The sequence below is a fragment of the Sorangium sp. So ce128 genome (assembly GCF_051525245.1).
Classification (GTDB): Bacteria; Myxococcota_A; Polyangia; order Polyangiales; family Polyangiaceae; genus Sorangium; species Sorangium cellulosum_B.
The window spans coordinates 12,911,945-12,930,635 of record NZ_CP150313.1 but is presented as its reverse complement, the minus strand read 5'-3'; the positions used below and the strand labels follow the sequence as shown (position 1 = coordinate 12,930,635).

General features: G+C 71.5%; 15 protein-coding genes. 7 read left to right on the top strand and 8 right to left on the bottom strand.

All coding sequences use genetic code 11. The annotated features are described in order from the left end of the window. Positions 1-54: 54 nt before the first annotated feature. Entirely contained in the window at positions 55-897 is an 843-nt protein-coding gene (locus WME82_RS49080; RefSeq protein WP_437743285.1) for an MBL fold metallo-hydrolase, read from the bottom strand. 546 nt (positions 898-1,443) lie between these two features. On the opposite strand from WME82_RS49080, the gene asd reads away from it, so the two are divergent. The 3 genes from asd to WME82_RS49065 are packed head-to-tail and all read left to right on the top strand — an operon-like array spanning position 1,444 to position 6,613. Continuing rightward, positions 1,444-2,169: an archaetidylserine decarboxylase gene (asd, locus tag WME82_RS49075; RefSeq protein WP_437873965.1), complete on the top strand. Its 726-nt coding sequence runs from the start codon at positions 1,444-1,446 to the stop codon at positions 2,167-2,169. Then, positions 2,166-4,538: a methyltransferase domain-containing protein gene (locus WME82_RS49070; protein WP_438040951.1), complete on the top strand. Its 2,373-nt coding sequence runs from the start codon at positions 2,166-2,168 to the stop codon at positions 4,536-4,538. Before asd ends, WME82_RS49070 begins: the two co-directional genes overlap by 4 nt. 20 nt (positions 4,539-4,558) lie before the next feature. Continuing rightward, positions 4,559-6,613 (top strand): FAD-binding protein, encoded by a 2,055-nt coding sequence (locus tag WME82_RS49065; RefSeq protein WP_438040950.1) that lies wholly within the window; start codon positions 4,559-4,561, stop codon positions 6,611-6,613. 49 nt (positions 6,614-6,662) lie between these two features. Here the strand turns inward: WME82_RS49065 and WME82_RS49060 are convergent, their stop codons facing one another. The 5 genes from WME82_RS49060 to rpmE form a co-directional block, all read right to left on the bottom strand. After that, the gene (locus tag WME82_RS49060; RefSeq protein ID WP_438040949.1) at positions 6,663-7,001 is read right to left on the bottom strand and encodes a histidine triad nucleotide-binding protein; all 339 of its coding nucleotides are present in this window, start codon (positions 6,999-7,001) and stop codon (positions 6,663-6,665) included. 9 nt (positions 7,002-7,010) lie between these two features. Beyond that, complete coding sequence (locus tag WME82_RS49055) at positions 7,011-7,598, bottom strand: hypothetical protein (protein ID WP_438040948.1); 588 nt, start codon at positions 7,596-7,598, stop codon at positions 7,011-7,013. After that, positions 7,598-8,692, bottom strand: a complete 1,095-nt coding sequence (gene prfA, locus WME82_RS49050; RefSeq protein WP_437743279.1) for a peptide chain release factor 1 — start codon at positions 8,690-8,692, stop codon at positions 7,598-7,600. The genes WME82_RS49055 and prfA overlap by 1 nt, the downstream gene beginning before the upstream one ends. Positions 8,693-8,752: 60 nt before the next feature. Beyond that, positions 8,753-9,871, bottom strand: coding sequence for a DUF1385 domain-containing protein (locus WME82_RS49045; RefSeq protein ID WP_437914144.1), 1,119 nt, complete (start codon positions 9,869-9,871; stop codon positions 8,753-8,755). Between the two features lie 321 nt (positions 9,872-10,192). Next, positions 10,193-10,399 carry a 50S ribosomal protein L31 gene (gene rpmE, locus WME82_RS49040; protein WP_012241637.1) on the bottom strand — a complete coding sequence of 69 codons (207 nt, stop codon included), beginning with the start codon at positions 10,397-10,399 and terminating at the stop codon, positions 10,193-10,195. Between the two features lie 566 nt (positions 10,400-10,965). On the opposite strand from rpmE, the gene dnaK reads away from it, so the two are divergent. The 3 genes from dnaK to WME82_RS49025 all read left to right on the top strand — a co-directional run bounded on the left by dnaK (position 10,966) and on the right by WME82_RS49025 (position 15,781). After that, complete coding sequence (gene dnaK / locus WME82_RS49035) at positions 10,966-12,885, top strand: molecular chaperone DnaK (RefSeq protein ID WP_437743277.1); 1,920 nt, start codon at positions 10,966-10,968, stop codon at positions 12,883-12,885. Between the two features lie 215 nt (positions 12,886-13,100). Further along, positions 13,101-15,128: a hypothetical protein gene (locus tag WME82_RS49030; RefSeq protein ID WP_438040947.1), complete on the top strand. Its 2,028-nt coding sequence runs from the start codon at positions 13,101-13,103 to the stop codon at positions 15,126-15,128. A 227-nt stretch (positions 15,129-15,355) separates the two neighbouring features. Next, entirely contained in the window at positions 15,356-15,781 is a 426-nt protein-coding gene (locus WME82_RS49025; RefSeq protein WP_437743275.1) for a TraR/DksA family transcriptional regulator, read from the top strand. Between the two features lie 168 nt (positions 15,782-15,949). On the opposite strand, the gene def is transcribed toward WME82_RS49025, so the two are convergent. Continuing rightward, entirely contained in the window at positions 15,950-16,525 is a 576-nt protein-coding gene (gene def, locus WME82_RS49020; RefSeq protein ID WP_437743274.1) for a peptide deformylase, read from the bottom strand. Positions 16,526-16,629: 104 nt separating this feature from the next. Between def and WME82_RS49015 the strand changes: the two genes are divergently transcribed. Beyond that, positions 16,630-17,553 carry a hypothetical protein gene (locus WME82_RS49015; RefSeq protein WP_437743273.1) on the top strand — a complete coding sequence of 308 codons (924 nt, stop codon included), beginning with the start codon at positions 16,630-16,632 and terminating at the stop codon, positions 17,551-17,553. Between the two features lie 91 nt (positions 17,554-17,644). On the opposite strand, the gene WME82_RS49010 is transcribed toward WME82_RS49015, so the two are convergent. Further along, positions 17,645-18,433 carry a hypothetical protein gene (locus tag WME82_RS49010; protein ID WP_437743272.1) on the bottom strand — a complete coding sequence of 263 codons (789 nt, stop codon included), beginning with the start codon at positions 18,431-18,433 and terminating at the stop codon, positions 17,645-17,647. Positions 18,434-18,691 lie beyond the last annotated feature (258 nt).

The following is an 18,691-nucleotide window of genomic DNA, read 5'->3' as shown; positions in this document are numbered from 1 at the left end:
ATAGCGGAGCAGCGTCCAGCATAGAGGGCGCCGCGCTTGTCGTCATCCGCGTCATCACGCGGCCCGCGCGAGGGCCTCGACGTGGATGCAGAGCCCCTCGCGCGCGGCGACCGAGCCAGGGAAGAGCTCGCGGGAGAGGCGCTCGATCTCCGCGACGCCGGCGTCCGTCCGCTGCGGGTCGTGATGGAACAGGACGAGCTTCCGCGCGCCGCACGCCCGCGCGATCTCCGCGCCCGCGACGTACGTCGAGTGCCCCCAGCCGACCTTCGAGCGCCCGCCGTCGCCGCGGTACTCCTCCGGGGTGTACTGCGCGTCATAGATGAGCACGTCGGCGCCGTCCGCGAGCGCGCGCAGCGCCGGATCGACGCAGGCGTAGTGCTCGGTGTCGGTCGCGTAGACGACGCTGCGGCCCTCGTGCTCGACGCGGTAGGCGAGGACGCCGCCCGGGTGGTTGAGCTTGGCGATCCGCACGTGCACCTCGCCCACATCGAACGCCTCGCCCGGCCGCGCCTCCCGCACGGCGATCTGCGCGCAGAGCTCGTCCATGCGGACGGGGAAGCTCGGCGCGGCCATCTGCGTCGAGAGCACCTCGCGGAGGCTCCCGACCCCGTGCGCGCTGCCCACGAACGACAGCCGCGAGCTCGGCAGGTACGCCGGCACGAAGAACGGCAGGCCCTGGATGTGGTCCCAGTGCAGGTGCGACAGCAGCACCGTTGCCTCGACCGGTCCCTCCCGGAGCAGGGCATCTCCGAGCTTGCGTACGCCCGTCCCTGCATCGAGGATGATCCGCGACGATCCGCAGCGAACCTCCACGCAGCTTGTGTTTCCGCCCACCGCAGCCGTCTCCGGCCCAGGCGAAGCGATGCTCCCGCGAACTCCCCAGAACTTGATCTCCATCGTTGTTGCGAGCCTCCTCGGCCCTCTTCAGCGAGCGGCGTGCCAGGAGGCAGGCCCTTGAAATCGCTCCGCTTTTCTGCTGCGCCCGCGGAGGTCGATCGAAGTTGCAGCGCGAGGTCCGGATCGCCGCTTCAGAATGGAGCGCGTCGAGCCGACGGCCCGCGGGCCCTCGCGCCCCCATTTGCGCGGAGCGGCGCTTCGCGATTGACGCGCTCGCAGCGACGTGGAGAAACGTGGGGCGCGGGGGACGGGCCTGGCGTCGCGCCTCGGATCGCGCTGTGCGTCGCGTCAAGGCTGAGCTCCCTCGCTGGTTGGGGACCGCGCCGACGCTGGAAGGTTCGTCTGACCCGAGCGTTGACCAAGGTCCTTCCTGAGGCCTAGCATTCCTGCACCGCTCTCTTTCCCGCATCGTTACCGCTGCTCCGCACAATGACCGTTGCCACCTACGCCGCCGCACAGCTGTTGCGGGTGCTTCCGCGAGAGCGCATTACCCGGGCCGTTGGCCGCCTCTGCGACGCCAGAGCACCCGCCGCCGTCTTGAGCACGGTGGTGAAGCTCTACGCGCGCGCGTACCGCGTCGACATGGACGCCGCCGAGGTGCTGACGAGCCCTTACGAGAGCTTCGACGCGTTCTTCACGCGCAAGCTCCGCGAGGGGATGCGCCCTGTCTGCTCCGATCCCGGAGCCATCACCAGCCCTGCCGACGGACGGGTCGAAGCGATCGGCCCCGTGACCGAGGGCGGGCGGCTGACCATCAAAGGGCAGCCCTACCGCGTGGAAGACCTCGTGGGCGACCCCGCAGAAGCCACGCGCTATGACGGCGGGCAGTTCGCGATCGTCTACCTGTCGCCCCGCGACTACCACCGGGTCCATTCGCCCGTCGCCGGGCGGGTGAGCCTCATCCGCTCGATGCCGGGGGAGCTGTTCCCGGTGAACGCGATCGGCGAACGCCACGTCCCGGGCCTCTTCGCGCGCAACCGGCGCGTCGCGATCGTGATCGACACGGAGCGCCAGGGGCGCGTTACGGTGGTGATGGTGGGCGCGATGATCGTCGGACGGATCACGGTGAGCGCCGTCGACGCGCGCGACGTGCCGCTCGGCCTGCACACGATCTCGCCGGCACTTCCGGTCGCGTGCGGCGAGGAGATCGGCAAGTTCCACCTCGGATCCACCGCGGTCATGTTCGTGGAGCGCGGGGTGGCGCCCCCCTGGAGCAGGGCTCCTGGGCCGATCCTCTACGGCGAGCCGCTGGACGGAGGGGGCCAGCGATGACGAGCGAGCGGCCGCGCAACCCCCTGGCTACGCCCGCCCAGGAAGGCGGCGCCTCCGGAGAGCCCGGCGCGCCGCTGCCGGGCGAGGCAGGGAACGCGGCCGCACCGGCGCCGCAGGGAGAGCAGGGCTCGCTCCTCGCGCGAGCGTCCGCTCCACGGCCCGAGCGCTCGCCCAGCGCGCGCCCGCAGCTCGCGACGACGACGCCGCTGCCGCGCCTCGATGTCATCGCGGGCATCGCGGACGGGAGCTCCGGCGGGCAGATCGCGGAGATCCCGGACCTCGATCTCGACCCACGGATCGCCGGACCGCCCACGGAGCGCTCGCGGCACGGCGCTCCCCTGCCGACGAACCCCAGCTCCAGGCGGTCCTGGCAGTCGCTCGCGACGGAGGTGGAGCGGGCGGCGGAGGTGGAGCGCGGCGAGGGCGCGAAGACCGGGCGACGGCGCTCGCGGCGGCTCGTGAACGTGTCTGGAGACGCAGCGCAGCAGGGCGACGATCAGGTCGCCACGCACGACCGCGCCACCGTGCCCGAGGATGCCGCGGCGCAGCGCTCGCGCGACGAGGCGGACGACGACGGGTGGCCTAGCGCCTCCGAGAGGCGGCCCAGCTACCCGACGCTCGATGCCCCCAGGCATCCCAGCGAGCCCGCGCTGGATGGATCCAGGCCCCCCAGCAAGCCGGCGGCGGCGACGGCGGCGGCGGCGAACCTGGCCGAGCTGGTCGCGCCCCGTGCGGTCCCGCGCCCGTCACCGAAATCCTCGAGCATGCCGCCGACGCCGGCGCCGAGCGGGCTCATCATCGATCCCGATTCGGTCGCGGTGATCCGGCCGCTGCAGATTGTCAACATCGAGTCGGACCTGCCGCCGGTGCCGCCGGTCACCTTGGCCATCGAGCCCGCCAGACCGCCGCTCTTGACCGATCCGGCGGAGCACGAGTGGCCGCCGCTCCAGTTCAGGATCCGGCCGGACGATGTCCCGACCGGGATGGGCCTCGAGTCGTTCCCGGAAGGCCTCTCCGAGGGCCCGCCGACGGCGCGCGACGCCGCCTTCGACGCCCTCCAGCCGCAGCCTCGAAGGCGGCCCAGGAGGCAGGCCTCTGCGCCGGAGATCGACGCGCACCCCTTGGACTGGCCGCTGGGGGCGGGCGCGGACGAGGTCGCGGAGCTCGAGCCCGAGTCCGAGCCCGTCGCCGAGGCGAAGGCCGAGCTGTCGGGCGCTTCTCCCGCGGGCGGCGAAGGCCAGCAGGCGCAGGGCGACGCGACGCGCATCACCGTGCCGCCGAGGAGCACCGAGGTCGAGCTCGAGGAGGTCGAGCCCGAGCGCGACGCCGAGCTCGCCGACCCGGGCTCGGCCGCGCAGGCCGATCCGCACGCCACGCACCCCAAGAAGCCACCGCCGCCTCCCTTGCCGCCGCGGCGCCCGCGCGCGCAGGCGCTGGCATCGCCGGATCTCGCGACGTTCACGAGCTCGGTGCCGCCGCCGCCCGCGTCGGCGCCGCCCGTTTCGGCGCCTTCGTCGCACGGCGAGCCGTCCGCGTCCGCGCGGCCCGCGGCGCCCGCCGCGGCGCCCGCGGCGAAGCAGGTCGAGCACGATTCCGGCCCCTCGACCGAGCCCGCCGCGCGCCGGAAACGCCCGTGGTGGGAGGAGCTCTTCGGCGACGACTTCCTGCGCACGCTCGACAAGATCGACAGCAAGGTGGTTCGCCGCGAGGTCGATTTCATCGAGGAGCGGCTCGGCGTCGAGAAGGGCGCGGTGATCCTCGATCTCGCGTGCGGCGCAGGCGGCCACGCGATCGAGATCGCCAGCCGCGGCTACAGCGTTGTCGGCTACGACCTGTCGCTCGCCATGCTCGCCCGCGCCGCCGACGAAGCGCAGGACCGCGGCCAGAAGCTGAACTTCCTCCAGGGCGACATGCGCGAGATGACGTTCGAGGAGACCTTCGACGGCGTCTACTGCTGGTCGACGAGCTTCGGCTACTTCGACGACGAGAAGAACGCGGATGTCCTCGCCCGCATCCGCCGCGCCCTCCGCCCCGGCGGAATGCTCCTGCTCGACATCGTCAACCGCGACTATGTGGCGTCCCGCCAGCCGAGCCTTGTCTGGTTCGAGGGGGACGGCTGCGTCTGCATGGATGAAATGCATGTGGATTTCTTCACGAGCAGGCTCAAGGTGAAGCGCACCGTCATGTTCGAGGACGGCCGCTCGCGCGAGCTCGACTACTCGCTCCGCCTCTACGGGCTGCACGAGCTCGGCAAGGTGCTCCACGAAGCGGGCTTCAAGGTCACCGAGGTGACCGGACACCCTGCGCACCCCGGCGTCTTCTTCGGCTCCGAGTCGCCACGGCTCATCGTCCTTGCCGAGCGGAGCTGAGGCGCTAGGGCTCCCCGCGAATGAGCTTCGAGGCCGCGATCGCGCGCGCGCTGCCGGGGATCCCGCGCAGCGCCTCCCCCGTCGATCAGATCGCCTACGCCCGCGATCTCTGGCCGCGGCATCACCTCGCGGTGACGGAGGGCCGCATCGCCGAGCACCGGCCCGGGATGATCGTCTGGCCGTCCTCCGCGGAGGAGGTCGCCCAGGTGGTGCGCTTCTGCGCGGACGAGGGGCTCCCCTTGGTGCCTTTCGGGGCGGGCTCGGGCGTGTGCGGCGGCGTCTTGCCGGACGAGCGCACGGTCGTGCTCGACCTCAAGCGGCTCTCCCGCCGCCGCTCGCTCGATCGTCAGGCCCCGTCGGTCGAGGTCGAGGCCGGCGCGCTCGGCATCCGCTTCGAGGAGGAGCTCAACGCCGAGGGCTTCACGCTCGGCCATTTCCCGTCGTCCATCCTCTGCTCGACCGTGGGGGGCTGGGTCGCGGCGCGCAGCGCCGGCCAGTGCTCCGGGCTCTACGGCAAGATCGAGGACATGGTCGCGTCGCTCGAGTGCGTCGTCGGCCGCGGCGAGATCGTCCGCTTCGATCGGCGCGCGCGAGGCCCGGATCTCACGCCGCTCCTCATCGGCAGCGAGGGCGTGCTCGGCGTGGTCACCGCCGCGACGCTCCGGCTGCACCCGGCGCCGCCGGCGCGCGCGTTCGCCGCGTTCTCGTTCCCCGGCGTCGAGGCCGGATGGGACGCGATGCGGGCGATGTTCCAGGCCGGCCTCCGCCCGGCGGTCTCGCGGCTCTACGACCCGTTCGACTCCTTCATGGCCCGGCTGGGCGCCGTGCGCCGGCAGCGCGCCCACGCCGGCGCAGTCGATGAATCCTCCGAGGGGGCGGCCGCTCGGGGGCACGGCGCGCGCGGCCCTGGGGCCGGCGCCGCGGTGCTGCGCGGCCTGCTGCGCGCGCCGGGGCTCCTCAACCAGATCGTCGACGGCGTCGGGTCGCGCGTGCTCCGCGGCGCGACGCTCATCCTCATCTTCGAGGGCACGGCGCGCGCGAGCGCGGACGACCTCGCCCGCGCCGCGGCGATCGCGGAGCGCGGCGGGGCCAGGCCGCTCGGCGAGGAGCCCGCGCGCCACTGGCTCGCGCACCGCTACAGCGTGAGCTACCGCCAGGCGCCCGTGTTCATGGCGGGCGCGTTCAGCGACACCATGGAGGTCGCCGCGCCCTGGTCGCGCCTCGACGGGCTCTACCGCGCGGTGCGCGGCGCGCTCGGGCGCCACGTGTTCGTGATGGCTCACCTGTCCCACGCGTACCCGGACGGCTGCAGCATCTACTTCACCTTCGCTGGCAGCGCGCCGAGCGTCGCGGCGGCCGAGGCGAAGTACGACGCGGCCTGGCGGGCGGCCCTCGACGCCGCGATCAACGCCGGCGGGACGCTCTCGCATCACCACGGGGTCGGCCGGAGCAAGGCGCCGCGGCTCGGCGCCGAGCTCGGCCTCGGCGTCGACGTCATCCATGCGCTCCGCGGCGTCTTCGACCCCGCCGGCGTCATGAACCCTGGCAACCTGCTCCCGCGCGAGGCGTCCCCCGCCGCGCGCCGCCCGCTGCCGCCGCCGCCCGCGGCGCCTGTGCTCGACGGCGACTCCATGCTCGTGCACGCCGCCGGTACCGATCGCCTCGGCGACATCGAGCGCACCCTCGAGCAGCGCGGCCTCACGCTGGCGATCGACTTCAGCGCGACCTCGCCCGAGCTGACGCTCGACGCGTGGATCGCGGCGGGCGCCCCCGGCGCCCCGGATCCGTGGAGCGATCCGGTCGATCACCTCGTCGCCGGGTTCACCGCGCGGCTCGCGTCCGGCGCCGAGCTCGCGGTGCGGCCCGCCCCGCGGCGCGCGGTGGGCCCCGATCTCTTCGCGCTGTTCCTCGGCGTGGGTGGGCGCGTCGGCGCCATCACGTCCGCGCACCTCCGCGCCCACGGCGCGTCGCGGTCCCGCGCCCTGCCGACCGCGCTGCCGAGGCAGCCGTCGCTCCGTGACGACGAGGCGGCGTGGCTCGACGCGGCGGTGAGCGCCGCCCGCGGCGTCCGCTGAGCGCGGTCGGCGCGACGCTCACTCGGAGCGCGGACGGCGCGGACGGCGTTCAGCCGGGAGGCCAGGCCATCGGCCTTCCACCCATCACGTGGACGTGGATGTGGAAGACCGTCTGGCCGGCGTTCGCGCCGCTGTTCACCACGGTCCTGAAGCCGCCCTCCGCGATGCCGGTGAGCTCTGCGACCCGCCGCGCGGCGAGGAGCAGCCGGCCGAGGACGGCCTCGTCCTCGGCCGTGGCCTGGGCGATGCCCGCGATGTGGCGCTTCGGGATGACGAGCGCGTGCGTGGGCGCCTGCGGGTTCACGTCGTGGAAGGCGATGACGTGCTCGTCCTCGAACACGACCTTCGACGGGATCTCCTTGTTCGCGATCTTGCAGAAGATGCACATGGCCGCCTCCTACTCCCAGGGTGCTTGCGAGTCACGCCGCGCCCGGTCACGCGGCAGCGCCCTGGTCCCGGGGTCCGGCTCTCCCGGCTCCCCCTCGCCAGGAGACTCCAGCGCTGCGCCGGCCTTCCCCTCGGGCAGCAGCCGTGCGAGCGCGCGCTCGATCCGCGACGTGTCCGCCGGCTCGGGGAGGAGCTCATGCGGCAAGGCGGCGCCTGTCGCCGAGCTCGGCGCGGCGCCCCCGCCGCCCGGCTGCTCGGCCCGCGGGACCGCCCCGCGCGCGACCGCGATGCGGAGCACCGCGAGCTCCAGGGCGTCGAGCGCGGCGGTGCGCTTCAACCCGAGCGACGGCACGTCGTAGGTGAGCAGCGCGCCGCCGCTCGCGGCGGGCGCGAGCCCGGCGCGGTCCGCGCCCGCGACCAGCTGCCGCACGATGCTCCTGAGCAGCGCCGCCCGCCGCCGCACCCGGCGCGCCTCCGGATCGGCGTACAGCGAGAAGAAGCGGTTTCGCGAGAAGGTCGACGGCGCCAGCACGAGCGCGACGAGCAGCGCCTCCAGATCGACGGGCGGCGCCCCTCTATCGATGGACGGCGCCCCCATCACGTGGCGGGCTCCAGCGCGGGCCCCGAGAGGCCGCCGCGCCGCAGGAGCTCTGCCTGGCGGTGCGTGCGCAGCGCGCCGATGAGCTCGTCGAGGTCCCCTTCGATGATCTTGTCGAGCTTGTGCAGCGTGAGGCCGATCCGATGATCCGTCACTCGGTTCTGCGGGAAGTTGTAGGTCCGCACCTTCTGCGCCCGCTCCCCCGTGCCGACCATGGTCCTTCGCTCGGCGCTCTGGGCCTCTTCCTGCCGGCGCTGCTCGAGCTCGAGCAGCCGGCTCCGGAGCACCTTCATCGCCTTCGCCTTGTTCTTCAGCTGGGAGCGCTCGTCCTGGCACTTCACGATCATGCCCGTCGGCAGGTGCTTGATCTGCACGGCGCTGTTCGTCGTATTGACGCCCTGGCCGCCGGGGCCGCCCGACGCGGCGATCGAGATCTCCAGGTCCTTGTCGTCGATGTGCACGTCGACCTCGTCGGCCTCGGGCAGCACGGCCACCGTCGCGGTCGAGGTGTGGATCCGCCCCTGCGTCTCCGTCGAGGGGACCCGCTGAACGCGGTGGACGCCGCCCTCGTACCGGAGGTGGGAGTAGACGTCCTGCCCCGTGATCAGCGCCGCGACCTCCTTGTAGCCGCCGGCGGAGGCCTCGCTCAGGTTGAGCACCTCGACTTTCCACCGCTTCGTCTCCGCGTAGCGGCAGAGCATGCGGAAGAGATCGGCGGCGAAGAGCGCCGCCTCCTCGCCACCCTCGCCGCTGCGGATCTCGATCACGGTGTTCCGCGTGTCGTTGGGGTCCTTCGGGAGGAGGAGCACCTCGAGCTCGGCGGCGAGCCGCTCGCGCTCGATCTCGAGCTCGGGAAGCTCCGCCTGCGCGAGCTCGGACAGGTCGGGATCGCTCAGCGCCTCGCGATCCTCGGCGATGCGCCGCTCGACGTCCCGCAGCCGGGCGAAGGCGGCGACGACGGGCTCGATCTCGGTCCGCTCGCGGTTGAGCCGCTGGAGCTCGGCCGGCGCGGAGAGCACCGCCGGGCTGCACATGAGGTGCTCGAGTTCCTGAAAGCGGCGCTGAACCGCCTCGAGTTTCGCGATAGGTAGCATCTGCAATCCGAAGACGACGCGGGGTTGGACGGCGGCGAGGGGCCCGGCGGAGCCGGCGCGCTAGCCGTGGGCGCCTGCGTAGCCGGGGTCGGCCAGCAGCTTGGAGTAGTCGGCGAACACCCGATCGGGCTGGACTGGAGCGGCCACCGAGGCCTCGCGCCAGAGCGTCGCACGGAGCGACGCGAGGGCGATCTCCAGCTGCGCATCCTCGGGCTCCGCCGTCGTGATCTTCTGGACCAGGAACCCCGGCCAGAGCAGCGCGCGGAGCGGGCCGGTGGTGCAATAACGCGCGAAGATCCGCTGGATCTCGAAGGTGACCGCGGCGATCAGCGGGAGGAACGGCAGCTTCATCAGGAAGAACGTGACGCTCTCGACGAGCCGGCCACCAGGCAGCTTGGGCAGGAGCGCGCCCAGGGACGCCCCGGCCACCGAGAACACCACGATCGACACGAGCGCCACCATGACCAGGAACGTCGTCCCGCAGCGGGGGTGCATGGCCGTCTTCCGGCGCGCGTTCTCGACCTCGAGGACCTCGTGCGCCTCGTAGGTGGAAATCGCCTTGTGCTCGGCGCCGTGGTACTGGAAAACGCGTCGAACCTCGGGGATCTGGCGGATCAGCAGGAGGTAGCCGACGACGATGGCGAGCTTCGCCACGCCGGTGATCGCCTGGAACGCCGGCGACGTGACCTCGAGACCGAGGCCCAGGAGCTTGTTGACCAGCTCGGCGCCGGCCTGGGGCGCCGCCACGAAGAGCAGGACCGCGAAGAGGATCGGGATCATGCCCATCCCTCCGCCCCGCTTCTTCCCCTCTGCGCCGCCGCCCGGCGCGGGGCTGCCCGTGACCTGCGCGGGCTCCACGTCCTGCGCCGCGATCGCCGCCATGCTGAGCGCCAGGGAGGTGAGGTTCACCCCGCCCGCCTGCCCTGCGCTCGGGCGCTTCGACTCCGGCCCCTTGGCCGAGCCCGCCTCCTCGGCTGAGAGATCTTGCTCGTAGAGGTCCGCGGACCAGCGGAGCGCCTGGGATCCCAGGCGGAGCGACTCGACGAGGGTCGCGACCCCCCGCACGAACGGCCAGGTGCGCGGCCCCTTCGAGACGGCGGTCATCGGCTGCTCGCGCACGACGAGCTCTCCCGAGCGGCGCCGGCAGACGATCGCGACCGAGCTCGGCGACCGCATCATGACCCCTTCGATGACCGCTTGGCCACCGATATACGGACGTGCAGGCTGATCGCTCATACGCGTTCCAATCTAGCGCATAACACGGCCAGCGCATCGGCCCGACCGACCAGCGCCGCACAGGTGAATGTGCCGACGTTGTCATGTTCGCGTCCGCGTCCGCCGCGCGGTCCGCCGCGCGCGACGTCTCGGCCGCTCACGCTCCGCGCAGGGCTAGCGGGCGCTAGGCGAACGAACCCATCCGCCACGCCCCGGGCGGGCGCGGCGTGACGGGCGAATCCGGTGAAAGAAGGGATATCGGGCGTAGAGGGACGATCGGCCCGGCTACTTGCCTGCGGTCGCGTACTTCTTGCGGAAGCGGTCGACGCGGCCGGCGACGTCCATGATCTTGTGCTTGCCCGTGTAGAACGGGTGGCAGGCGGAGCAGACGTCGGTGGTGAAGCTGCCGCGGGTGGAGCGGGTCTCGACGACGGCGCCGCACGCGCAGGTGATCGTGGAGGCCTTGTACTCGGGGTGGATGCCGGGCTTCATGGTGAGTCCTTCGGGTGTTGCGAGGGAGGGCGCCTATAGCTCAGCGCGTCTTGGACCGCAAGAAGCCCCTCAGACGCGCCCGCTCTTCTATCTCTCGTCTCGTCCGGTTCTCGTCCGGCCCGCTCGACATCGTTTGCACGAGTTTGCGCGAGTTCGCGCCGGGTTTGCGCGAAGCCGCGCAGCGAGGCGGCCCTGACGTTGCCGGCCGAGCCCGCCGCGCTTCCCCCAGGAGCTAGGCCCCCGGCTCGAGACGCTGGCGGTGCGAAGCGCGGACACCTTAGGTGCGGCGCGACCGGGCTCCGGTCAAGGTGCGGGCAGCCCCAGCCCGCGCGCACGGCAATTGCTAGGGGCGGCGTTGACGCTCGGGCGCACATGGTTAGTTTCGCGGTCGCGAGCCAGCGAGCTCGCGAAAACTCGGCGAAAGTATCCGGATTCCCAGCGGTTTTGACGGCTCTGGAGCGGCGGCTCGCGGCAGCTGTCAGCTGAGCCCTGCTGGCCGGTCGGGTCTTCTCGCCCCCCGTGGTCATCAGGCCGTCGCGCAAACAGTTCTCGGAGGGTTCAACGTCATGGGCAAGATCATCGGCATCGATCTCGGCACGACCAACAGCGTCGTCGCGGTGATGGAGGGCAAAGAGCCCAAGGTCATCGTGAATGAGGAGGGCTCGCGCCTCACGCCGTCCGTCGTGGCCTGGGACGACAAGGGCGAGGTGCTCGTCGGGCAGATCGCCAAGCGCCAAGCGGTCACGAACCCCACCAACACCATCTACTCGGCCAAGCGCTTCATGGGTCGCCGCTACGAGGAGGTGCAGGAAGAGGCGAAGCGCGTCCCGTACACGGTCAGCAAGGGCAAGAACAACGACGCCTCGATCGCGGTGCGCGGCAAGCAGATGTCGCCCCCCGAGGTCTCCGCGAAGGTCCTCCAGAAGCTGAAGAAGGCCGCGGAGGACTACCTCGGCGAGAAGGTCACCGAGGCCGTCATCACCGTGCCGGCGTACTTCAACGACTCGCAGCGCCAGGCGACCAAGGACGCGGGCCGCATCGCCGGGCTCGACGTGAAGCGCATCGTCAACGAGCCCACGGCCGCCGCGCTCGCGTACGGGCTCGACAAGAAGAACGAGCAGGTCATCGCCGTCTACGACTTCGGCGGCGGCACGTTCGACATCTCGATCCTCGAGGTCGGCGACAACGTCGTGCAGGTCATCTCGACCAACGGCGACACCCACCTCGGCGGCGACGACGTCGACCACCTCGTGATGGACTGGCTCGCGGCCGAGTTCAAGAAGGACACCGGCATCGACGTCTCGAACGACAAGATGGTCGTGCAGCGGCTCAAGGACGCCGCGGAGCAGGCGAAGATCGAGCTGTCGAACGTGCAGGAGACGACGATCAACCTGCCGTTCTTGACCGCGGACGCCTCGGGGCCGAAGCACCTCCAGAAGCAGCTCACCCGGGCGAAGCTCGAGCAGATGATCCGGCCGCTCATCGACCGCACGCTCGAGCCGACCCGCAAGGCGCTCGCCGACGCGAAGAAGTCGCCTCAGCAGATCGACGAGATCGTCCTCGTCGGCGGCTCGACCCGCATCCCGCTCGTCCAGGAGACGGTCAAGAAGTTCTTCGGCAAGGAGCCCCACAAGGGCGTGAACCCGGACGAGGTCGTGGCCGTCGGCGCCGCGGTCCAGGCGGGCGTGCTCTCGGGCGACGTGAAGGACCTCGTGCTGCTCGACGTCACGCCGCTCTCGCTCGGCGTCGAGACGCTCGGCGGCGTGATGACCGTGATGATCTCGAGGAACACCACGATCCCGACCCAGAAGAAGGAGATCTTCTCGACCGCGACCGACAGCCAGCCCAGCGTCGAGGTCCACGTGCTCCAGGGCGAGCGCACCGAGGCCCGCTACAACCGGACCCTGGGCCGCTTCCACCTCGAGGGGATCATGCCGGCGCCCCGCGGCGTGCCGAAGATCGAGGTGACGTTCGACATCGACGCGAACGGCATCCTCTCGGTCCACGCCAAGGACACGGCCACCGGCAAGGATCAGCGCATCACGATCACCGCGTCGGGCGGCCTGAAGGAGGACGAGATCAACCGGATGGTCAACGAGGCGGCGACGCACGAGGCCGAGGACAAGCGCCGGCGCGAGGAGATCGAGCGGCGCAACAAGCTCGATAACCTCTGCTACACGCTGGAGAAGACGATCAGCGAGAACAAGGACAAGCTGCCGGAGGGCGACGTCTCGGCGCTGAACGGGATCATCGCCGAGGGGCGGTCGGCCATCGAGAAGCAGGACGACGCGGCCGTGAGCGCGGCGCTGGAGAAGCTCGAGAAGGAAGCGCACCGCATCGCGAGCGTCATGTACGAGAAGGCCGGTCCGCCGCAGGACGGCGGCGGCGCCGCGCCCGGCGGCGCTCCGGGAGGCCAGCCGCCGCCCCCCGCCGGCGGCAAGGGGAAGGATTCGGTCATCGACGCGGAGTTCGAAGAGTCGAACTGATCGCCGCGAGGAGCCCGCTCCTCGACGGTGTGCGACGAGCGCGGATTCCTCCGCGCGCGTTCGGCAAGGGCCAAGCGCAACGAGCGCGGATTCGTCCGCGCTCGTTCGCATTTGGAGCGGCCGCCGCGCGGGACGCGGCGCATGCAACCGTCGCCTGCGCGGCGCGCTCCCTTGGGCGTCGACTCGGATGTCCGGGAGCCGTATAACCGGCGCTCATGCGAACTCTCCTGCCGATCGCCCCCCTGGTCCTGATGGCCGGTTCCCTCGCCTGCGGGCCGTCCCCCGCGCCTGTCGCGCCGACCGCAGGACAAGGCGAGGTCAAGGCCGGGCCTGCCCAGGTCGCCGCCAGCCCAGCGTTCGATCTATCCCCGGTCGCCGAGCCGGCCGACATCGTCGGCGTGCTCCGCTGGAGCAACCCCGCCGCCACGCTGTCGAGCATCGCGACGTGCGCGGGGCTGCCTCCGGCGCTCGCGGAGACGGGCGCGCAGGCGTTCTCCTCGGTTGTGCTGGGCGAGCTCGTGAGCCCTTCCATCGACACGGACCAGCTCGCCACGGTGCTCGCGCTCGACGCGCCGGTGCACCTGATCGTCGCGCTCGATGACAGCTCGAAGCGGGGCAAGCCCGTGGCGGCCGTGTCGTTCGGGCTCACGTCGCTCGAGCGGGCGAGGGGCGCTCTCGAGGCGGGCGCCGCCCTCACCGAGGTGAAGCCCGGCATGTGGAAGATCGGCGGCAAGGAGCCCTCGTCATCGAGCTGCTTCCTCGCCGCGTCCGCCGGCTCGGCGCCCGCGCGGCTCCTCTGCGGCGATCGGGACCGCGACGTGACGACGCTCGGGCCGTACCTCGCGCGCACGCTGCCGACGCTCGCGCCCGAGGCGCGCGATCTCCACGGCGAGGTCCGCTTCGTCCCGCTCAGCACGAAGTTCGGCGGCATGGCGAAGCAGCAGGTCGGCGGGCTCCCGATCCTCGCGCAGAGCCAGCTCTCGATCGGGCAGCCCCAGTTCGACCGGGCGCTCACCGACGCGGCGACCTCCGTTCAGCAGGAGCTCGAGGCGCTCATCAACGACGCGAGCAAGGCGGTCGTCGATCTCCAGGTCGACAACCAGTCCTGCGTGAACCTCACCGCTGCCCTGGAGCTCCGGGGCCAGTCGTCGTGGCTCGCCAAGACGATGGCCGACAGGGCGAACCGCGCCGCGGCCGCGCCGGCGCTGTACTGGCGCGCGCCGAAGGACAGCGCCGGCGCGTTCTTCGACCACGGCTACGACCCGGCGCACTACGGCGGCATCCTGAAGACGCTGCGCGAGATGCTCGAAGGGTGGCTGGAGAAGGAGAAGATCGGCAAGCCCGCCGATCGCAAGGCGCTCGCCGACCTCCTCGCGCTGCCGATCGACAAGGGGCCGAGCGTGTCCGCCCACGGGTACCCGGACGCGCCTCCTGCCGCTGCCCAGGCCGGAAAGCCGACGCCGAACGAGGCGCTCGACAAGATGATGGGGGGCTTCGTCGGCTGGAACCTGTTCGGGTTCGAGGAGGCGCCCGACGCGCTCATCAAGTACGTGAAGAACGCCGTCACCGCCTACAACACGCCCGGGCTGCGCAAGCGGCTCCCGGAGATCGACATCGATCCGAAGGATCTGCCGACGGTCAAGACGGTTCAGGCGCCGAAGGAGCTCGGGAAGTCGTCGCTCGCCGTCGAGATCCAGATCGTCCGCGATCTACCGCCGCTCGACGGCGACGCGGGCTCGACCCCCGCCGCCAAGGGCAAGCAGAAGCCCAAGCTGACGATGACACTCCACCTCCTCGTCATGGGTGAGGAGAAGACGACGTGGGTCGCCTTCGGACACGACAAGGGCGACCTGCTGAGGCGGCTCGCCACGGTGAAAGCGGGCGCGCCCGCCGCAGCGACGCTCGCGTCACGTCCGGGGCTCGAGAAGCTGAAGACCGGGAAGTTCGCCTGGGGTGGATTCTCGACGCTCGCCCCGATCACCCGCACGTTCCAGAGCGTGCTCTCGACGCTGGATCAGCCCGGCGCGGCGCCGGTGGCGCTGCCTCAGGAAGCTCGAATCTTCGGCGAAGCGCTGGCAAAGCTCCCCCACAAAGGGGAAGGGCTGATGTTCGTCACGACCCAGCAGCAGGGCGGCGCGGCGCCGCGGGCCGAGATTTCTATCAACGTGTCGAAGCCCGTGCTCGAGGACATCGGCGCGCTGGTCGCGGCAGGGCTTCGAATGGCCGGCATCACGAAGCCATAGGCTCGTGGATGCGCTATCACCACAGCCAGTAAGCTGGCGCGGCTGCTCCTGCTCGTTCGTGTTCCCTGGTAACCACGCCGCGCGCGTGCTTCGTCCGCCCACGTTCAAGATCGGTACGCGAATTGCCACCGAAAATATGAGAGGAAACAATGAACAACCGTGAAGGTGCGAGTCGCGACGGAATGAGCCCGGCGCGGCCAGAGACGTCCGCCACGACGGCAGCCGCCATGCCGAGGCCGCCCGTGCGCCACGCGGCGCCCGAAACGGACGACTCCGATCTGCCGGATCTGACGCCGGAGCAGCTCGACGAGCTCAGGCAGGCGCTCGAGGAGCGCCGGGCGAGCCTCGTCGCCAACATCGATGAGCGGCAGCACGCAGAGCGCGACATCTCGCGCGAGGTGGGCGACGAGATGGACGAGGCCAACGCCGAGGGCGCGACGTCGCTGACGTCGAAGCTCCTGGAGCGCGATGTCCGCGTGCTCGCCGAGATCGACCGTGCTCTCGCGAAGATGAAGGAGGGGAGCTACGGGATGTGCGAGGGCACCGGCGAGCCCATCGGTTACCGCCGCCTCAAGCTGCGTCCCTGGGCGCGCTACAGCGTCGCGTACCAGGAGCAGATCGAGCGCGAAGAACGGACCGGCGGCGGCGCCTGATCGCTCCCCGCCAGCAGGCACCGCACGTCCCTCCCCGCCAGCGCGGGCGAGAGGCGTGCGGCCTGCGTTAGCGGAGGCGCATGTCCGCGGGAGCGCTCGAGCTCGTGCCGAGCGCTCTGGTCCGCGCAGCGGTCACACGCACGAGCAGGACCCGCGCGACGAGGCACCTCATCCGCCCATCCGCTGGATGAACGGGACGATGCGCTCGACGAAGGGCTGCTTGTGATAGCGGTCGAACTCCGCCCAGGTGCAGAGCGTCCGCGGATCCTTCACGCGATCGACGAAGAGCACGCCGTCGACGTGATCCTTCTCGTGCTGGAAGGTGCCCGCTGACAGCCCGCGCACGATGCGGTCGATCGGCCTCCCGTCGCGATCCAGGCCGGTGAGCCGGATCTCGGTGGTGCGGTCGACAACACCCCTCAGGTTCGGGACGCTCAGGCACCCTTCGTAGTTCTCGAACGTCTCCTGCGTGAGCGGCTCGATCACCGGATTGACCACGACAGTGAGCGGGATGTTCGGCTTGTACGGATAACGGGGGTTGTTCTGCACCTCGACCGCGAAGATGCGCACCGGCACATGGACCTGGGTGGCGGCGATGCCCGCGCCGTTCGCGTCGCGCATCGTCTCCACCAGATCGTCGATGAACGCCTGCATCGCAGGGGAGGAGAGCTCTTCTGGCGTGACCTCACGCGCTCGCTGCCTGAGGACAGGGTTGCCGATGTGGGCGATTTTCAGGAGCGTCACGCGGCGATCGTACCATGGACGCGCGCCGTCGGCCTGGCCGGCCATGGCGGCGCCCAGGCGCTGGTCCATGCGGTGCGCGGCGGCGTCAGCTATGGAGACGGGGCATGCACTACTTCCCTGACGAGCCTTGCGTCCCCGAGCAGCAGCAGGCGACCGCCGCCATGCACCTCCGCTTCGAAGACGTCAGCCAGAACGGGCGGGTGATGCTGGACGCGCTGCCGCACGGCCTCGGGCCCGCGGTCTGGGTGAAGCTCCTGCGGGCGAGCCCCGTCGAGGCGCTCATGCTCACGCAAGGGATCATCCCGATCCTCACCCGCCTCATCATCGAGGGCGGAGAGGGGCCGATCGCGACGCGGGAGCCGCTGGAGCTGCAGGGCCGCTACCAGCTGGCGCACACGGAGGACGCCACCTCCCAGGTGAACCGGCTGATCCTGGCCATGTGGCTCTCGGCCAGCGGGCGCCGCAGCCGGACCTACGGCCCGCCGCCGCCCGGCGCGGGCGAGCCGATCCAGGTCGGTCGCGTGTTCGCGGAGCACGTCTTCACGCGGCCCTTCGCGGCGCCCGAGGCGCGCAAGGTGCTGCGCTTCGAGTCCCCGGATCTGCCGGCGGTGCCGCCCGAGCGCTACGACTTTCGCTCGCCGGAGGCGTTGATGGGCCTGCCCGAGGGCGCAGAGCCGCTCGACGCGAAGCCGACCCTGGATCCGATCCCGGTGGCGTTCGGCCTGGATCACACGGACGGGAACCAGCACGTGAACTCGCTCGTGTACCCGCGGCTCTTCGCGGAGGCCGCGCTGCGACGTCTCTCGGCGCAGGGCCACAGCACGGCGGTGCTCGCCCGGAGGGTGGAGATCGCCTACCGCAAGCCGTGCTTCGCGGGCACGCAGGCGAGGATCATGCTGCGCACGTTCACCCTCGGCGGCGCGCTCGGCGCGCTCGGCGCGTTCGTGCCGGACGCGCCGGAAGACCCCGCCGGCGCAGCCCCCGGGGCGCGCGCAACCTGCTACATCCGCACGCTGTTCCAGGGCTGAGCCGGCGCGAACGCGAAGACAGCGCGCCCTCTGGAAGGACCGGCGTTCCGGGTCGACGCCGCGCGCAGCGGCGCGCGCGATGACCGGCCCGCTACGCGCTCACCGTGCGGGGAAGGCCGGCGCGATCGGCGATCTCGTCGTGGAAGGCGCGGAACGTCGACTCCTGGGGCCAGGAGGGCGCGTCGGCGAGGAGCTCCTCGACGCGGGTGAGCTCGCCCTCGTCGATGGCGACGACGGCCGCGGCGTAGCGCATGGCCCAGAAGACGAGCGGGCTGGCCTCGCTCGCGCGCTCCAGCAGCGCGCGGTCGCCCGGCACGCTCGTGTGAGCGAAGGCGCGGGCGAGCGCGCCGGCTGCCGATCGCAGGGTGACCACCCGGCTGCGAAAGGGCGAGCTGATGTCCGGGAGAGGGAGGCGCGCCAGGCGACCCGCCTGCGCGAGCGCCGTGTCGCGATCGCCCTCGAAGGTGCAGAGGAGCGTGTCGAGGAAGAGGCGGTGCTCGAGGGCCGCTTCCCACGCGGGCCCCCGCTCGGCGGCGGCCATGGCCGCGCGCGCCTTCTCGACCCAACCATAGGCCGCGAACGCCGTCGCCGTCATGAGCGGTGCCATCGTGGCGGGGTGCGGGACGCGGTGAAGCGACGACGACCAGCGCCGCAGCACCGAGCCCACATCGCCCGAGCGCAGCAGCCGGCGCAGCTTGCGGCGCGCGAGCCAGCGGGCCGCGGCGAACACGAGAACCACGCTGAGCACCGCCGCCATGATCACCGGCTGCTGCCAGGCGAACCGGAGCGCGGCCGCTGCCAGCGCTGCGGAGCCGATGAAGAGAAGCACCGGAATCAGCCGGCTGCCCCGTCCCTCGTCCTCGGAATCGAACGGATTCACGACACCTCCAAGCGTACGGGGCTTCCTGAACGAGGCAAGCCCTGGCCGATGCCGCTCCAGGTCGATCGCTCGGCGCACACCACCACCCTTTGCACACCCCGATCGCAGCTCACGCTCACACCTCACTGGCACCGCCCTCACCCCCGATGGCTCCGAGGAGGGAACCCAACGTGGGCGACGTGGGCGACGCTGCGTTCGCGAAGGGCGCCGAGACGCCATGGCCCACGAATCGCCGCCGCGCGCGCCGTGGGGCTCGAC

What these genes read in the sequence shown, in the direction of transcription:
- WME82_RS49080 (WP_437743285.1), bottom strand. Translation starts at nt 897, where the DNA reads ATGGAGATCAAGTTCTGGGGAGTTCGCGGGAGCATCGCTTCGCCTGGG.
- WME82_RS49070 (WP_438040951.1), top strand. Translation starts at nt 2,166, where the DNA reads ATGACGAGCGAGCGGCCGCGCAACCCCCTGGCTACGCCCGCCCAGGAA.
- WME82_RS49065 (WP_438040950.1), top strand. Translation starts at nt 4,559, where the DNA reads ATGAGCTTCGAGGCCGCGATCGCGCGCGCGCTGCCGGGGATCCCGCGC.
- WME82_RS49060 (WP_438040949.1), bottom strand. Translation starts at nt 7,001, where the DNA reads ATGTGCATCTTCTGCAAGATCGCGAACAAGGAGATCCCGTCGAAGGTC.
- WME82_RS49055 (WP_438040948.1), bottom strand. Translation starts at nt 7,598, where the DNA reads ATGGGGGCGCCGTCCATCGATAGAGGGGCGCCGCCCGTCGATCTGGAG.
- prfA (WP_437743279.1), bottom strand. Translation starts at nt 8,692, where the DNA reads ATGCTACCTATCGCGAAACTCGAGGCGGTTCAGCGCCGCTTTCAGGAA.
- WME82_RS49045 (WP_437914144.1), bottom strand. Translation starts at nt 9,871, where the DNA reads ATGATGCGGTCGCCGAGCTCGGTCGCGATCGTCTGCCGGCGCCGCTCG.
- rpmE (WP_012241637.1), bottom strand. Translation starts at nt 10,399, where the DNA reads ATGAAGCCCGGCATCCACCCCGAGTACAAGGCCTCCACGATCACCTGC.
- dnaK (WP_437743277.1), top strand. Translation starts at nt 10,966, where the DNA reads ATGGGCAAGATCATCGGCATCGATCTCGGCACGACCAACAGCGTCGTC.
- WME82_RS49030 (WP_438040947.1), top strand. Translation starts at nt 13,101, where the DNA reads ATGCGAACTCTCCTGCCGATCGCCCCCCTGGTCCTGATGGCCGGTTCC.
- WME82_RS49025 (WP_437743275.1), top strand. Translation starts at nt 15,356, where the DNA reads ATGCCGAGGCCGCCCGTGCGCCACGCGGCGCCCGAAACGGACGACTCC.
- WME82_RS49015 (WP_437743273.1), top strand. Translation starts at nt 16,630, where the DNA reads ATGCACTACTTCCCTGACGAGCCTTGCGTCCCCGAGCAGCAGCAGGCG.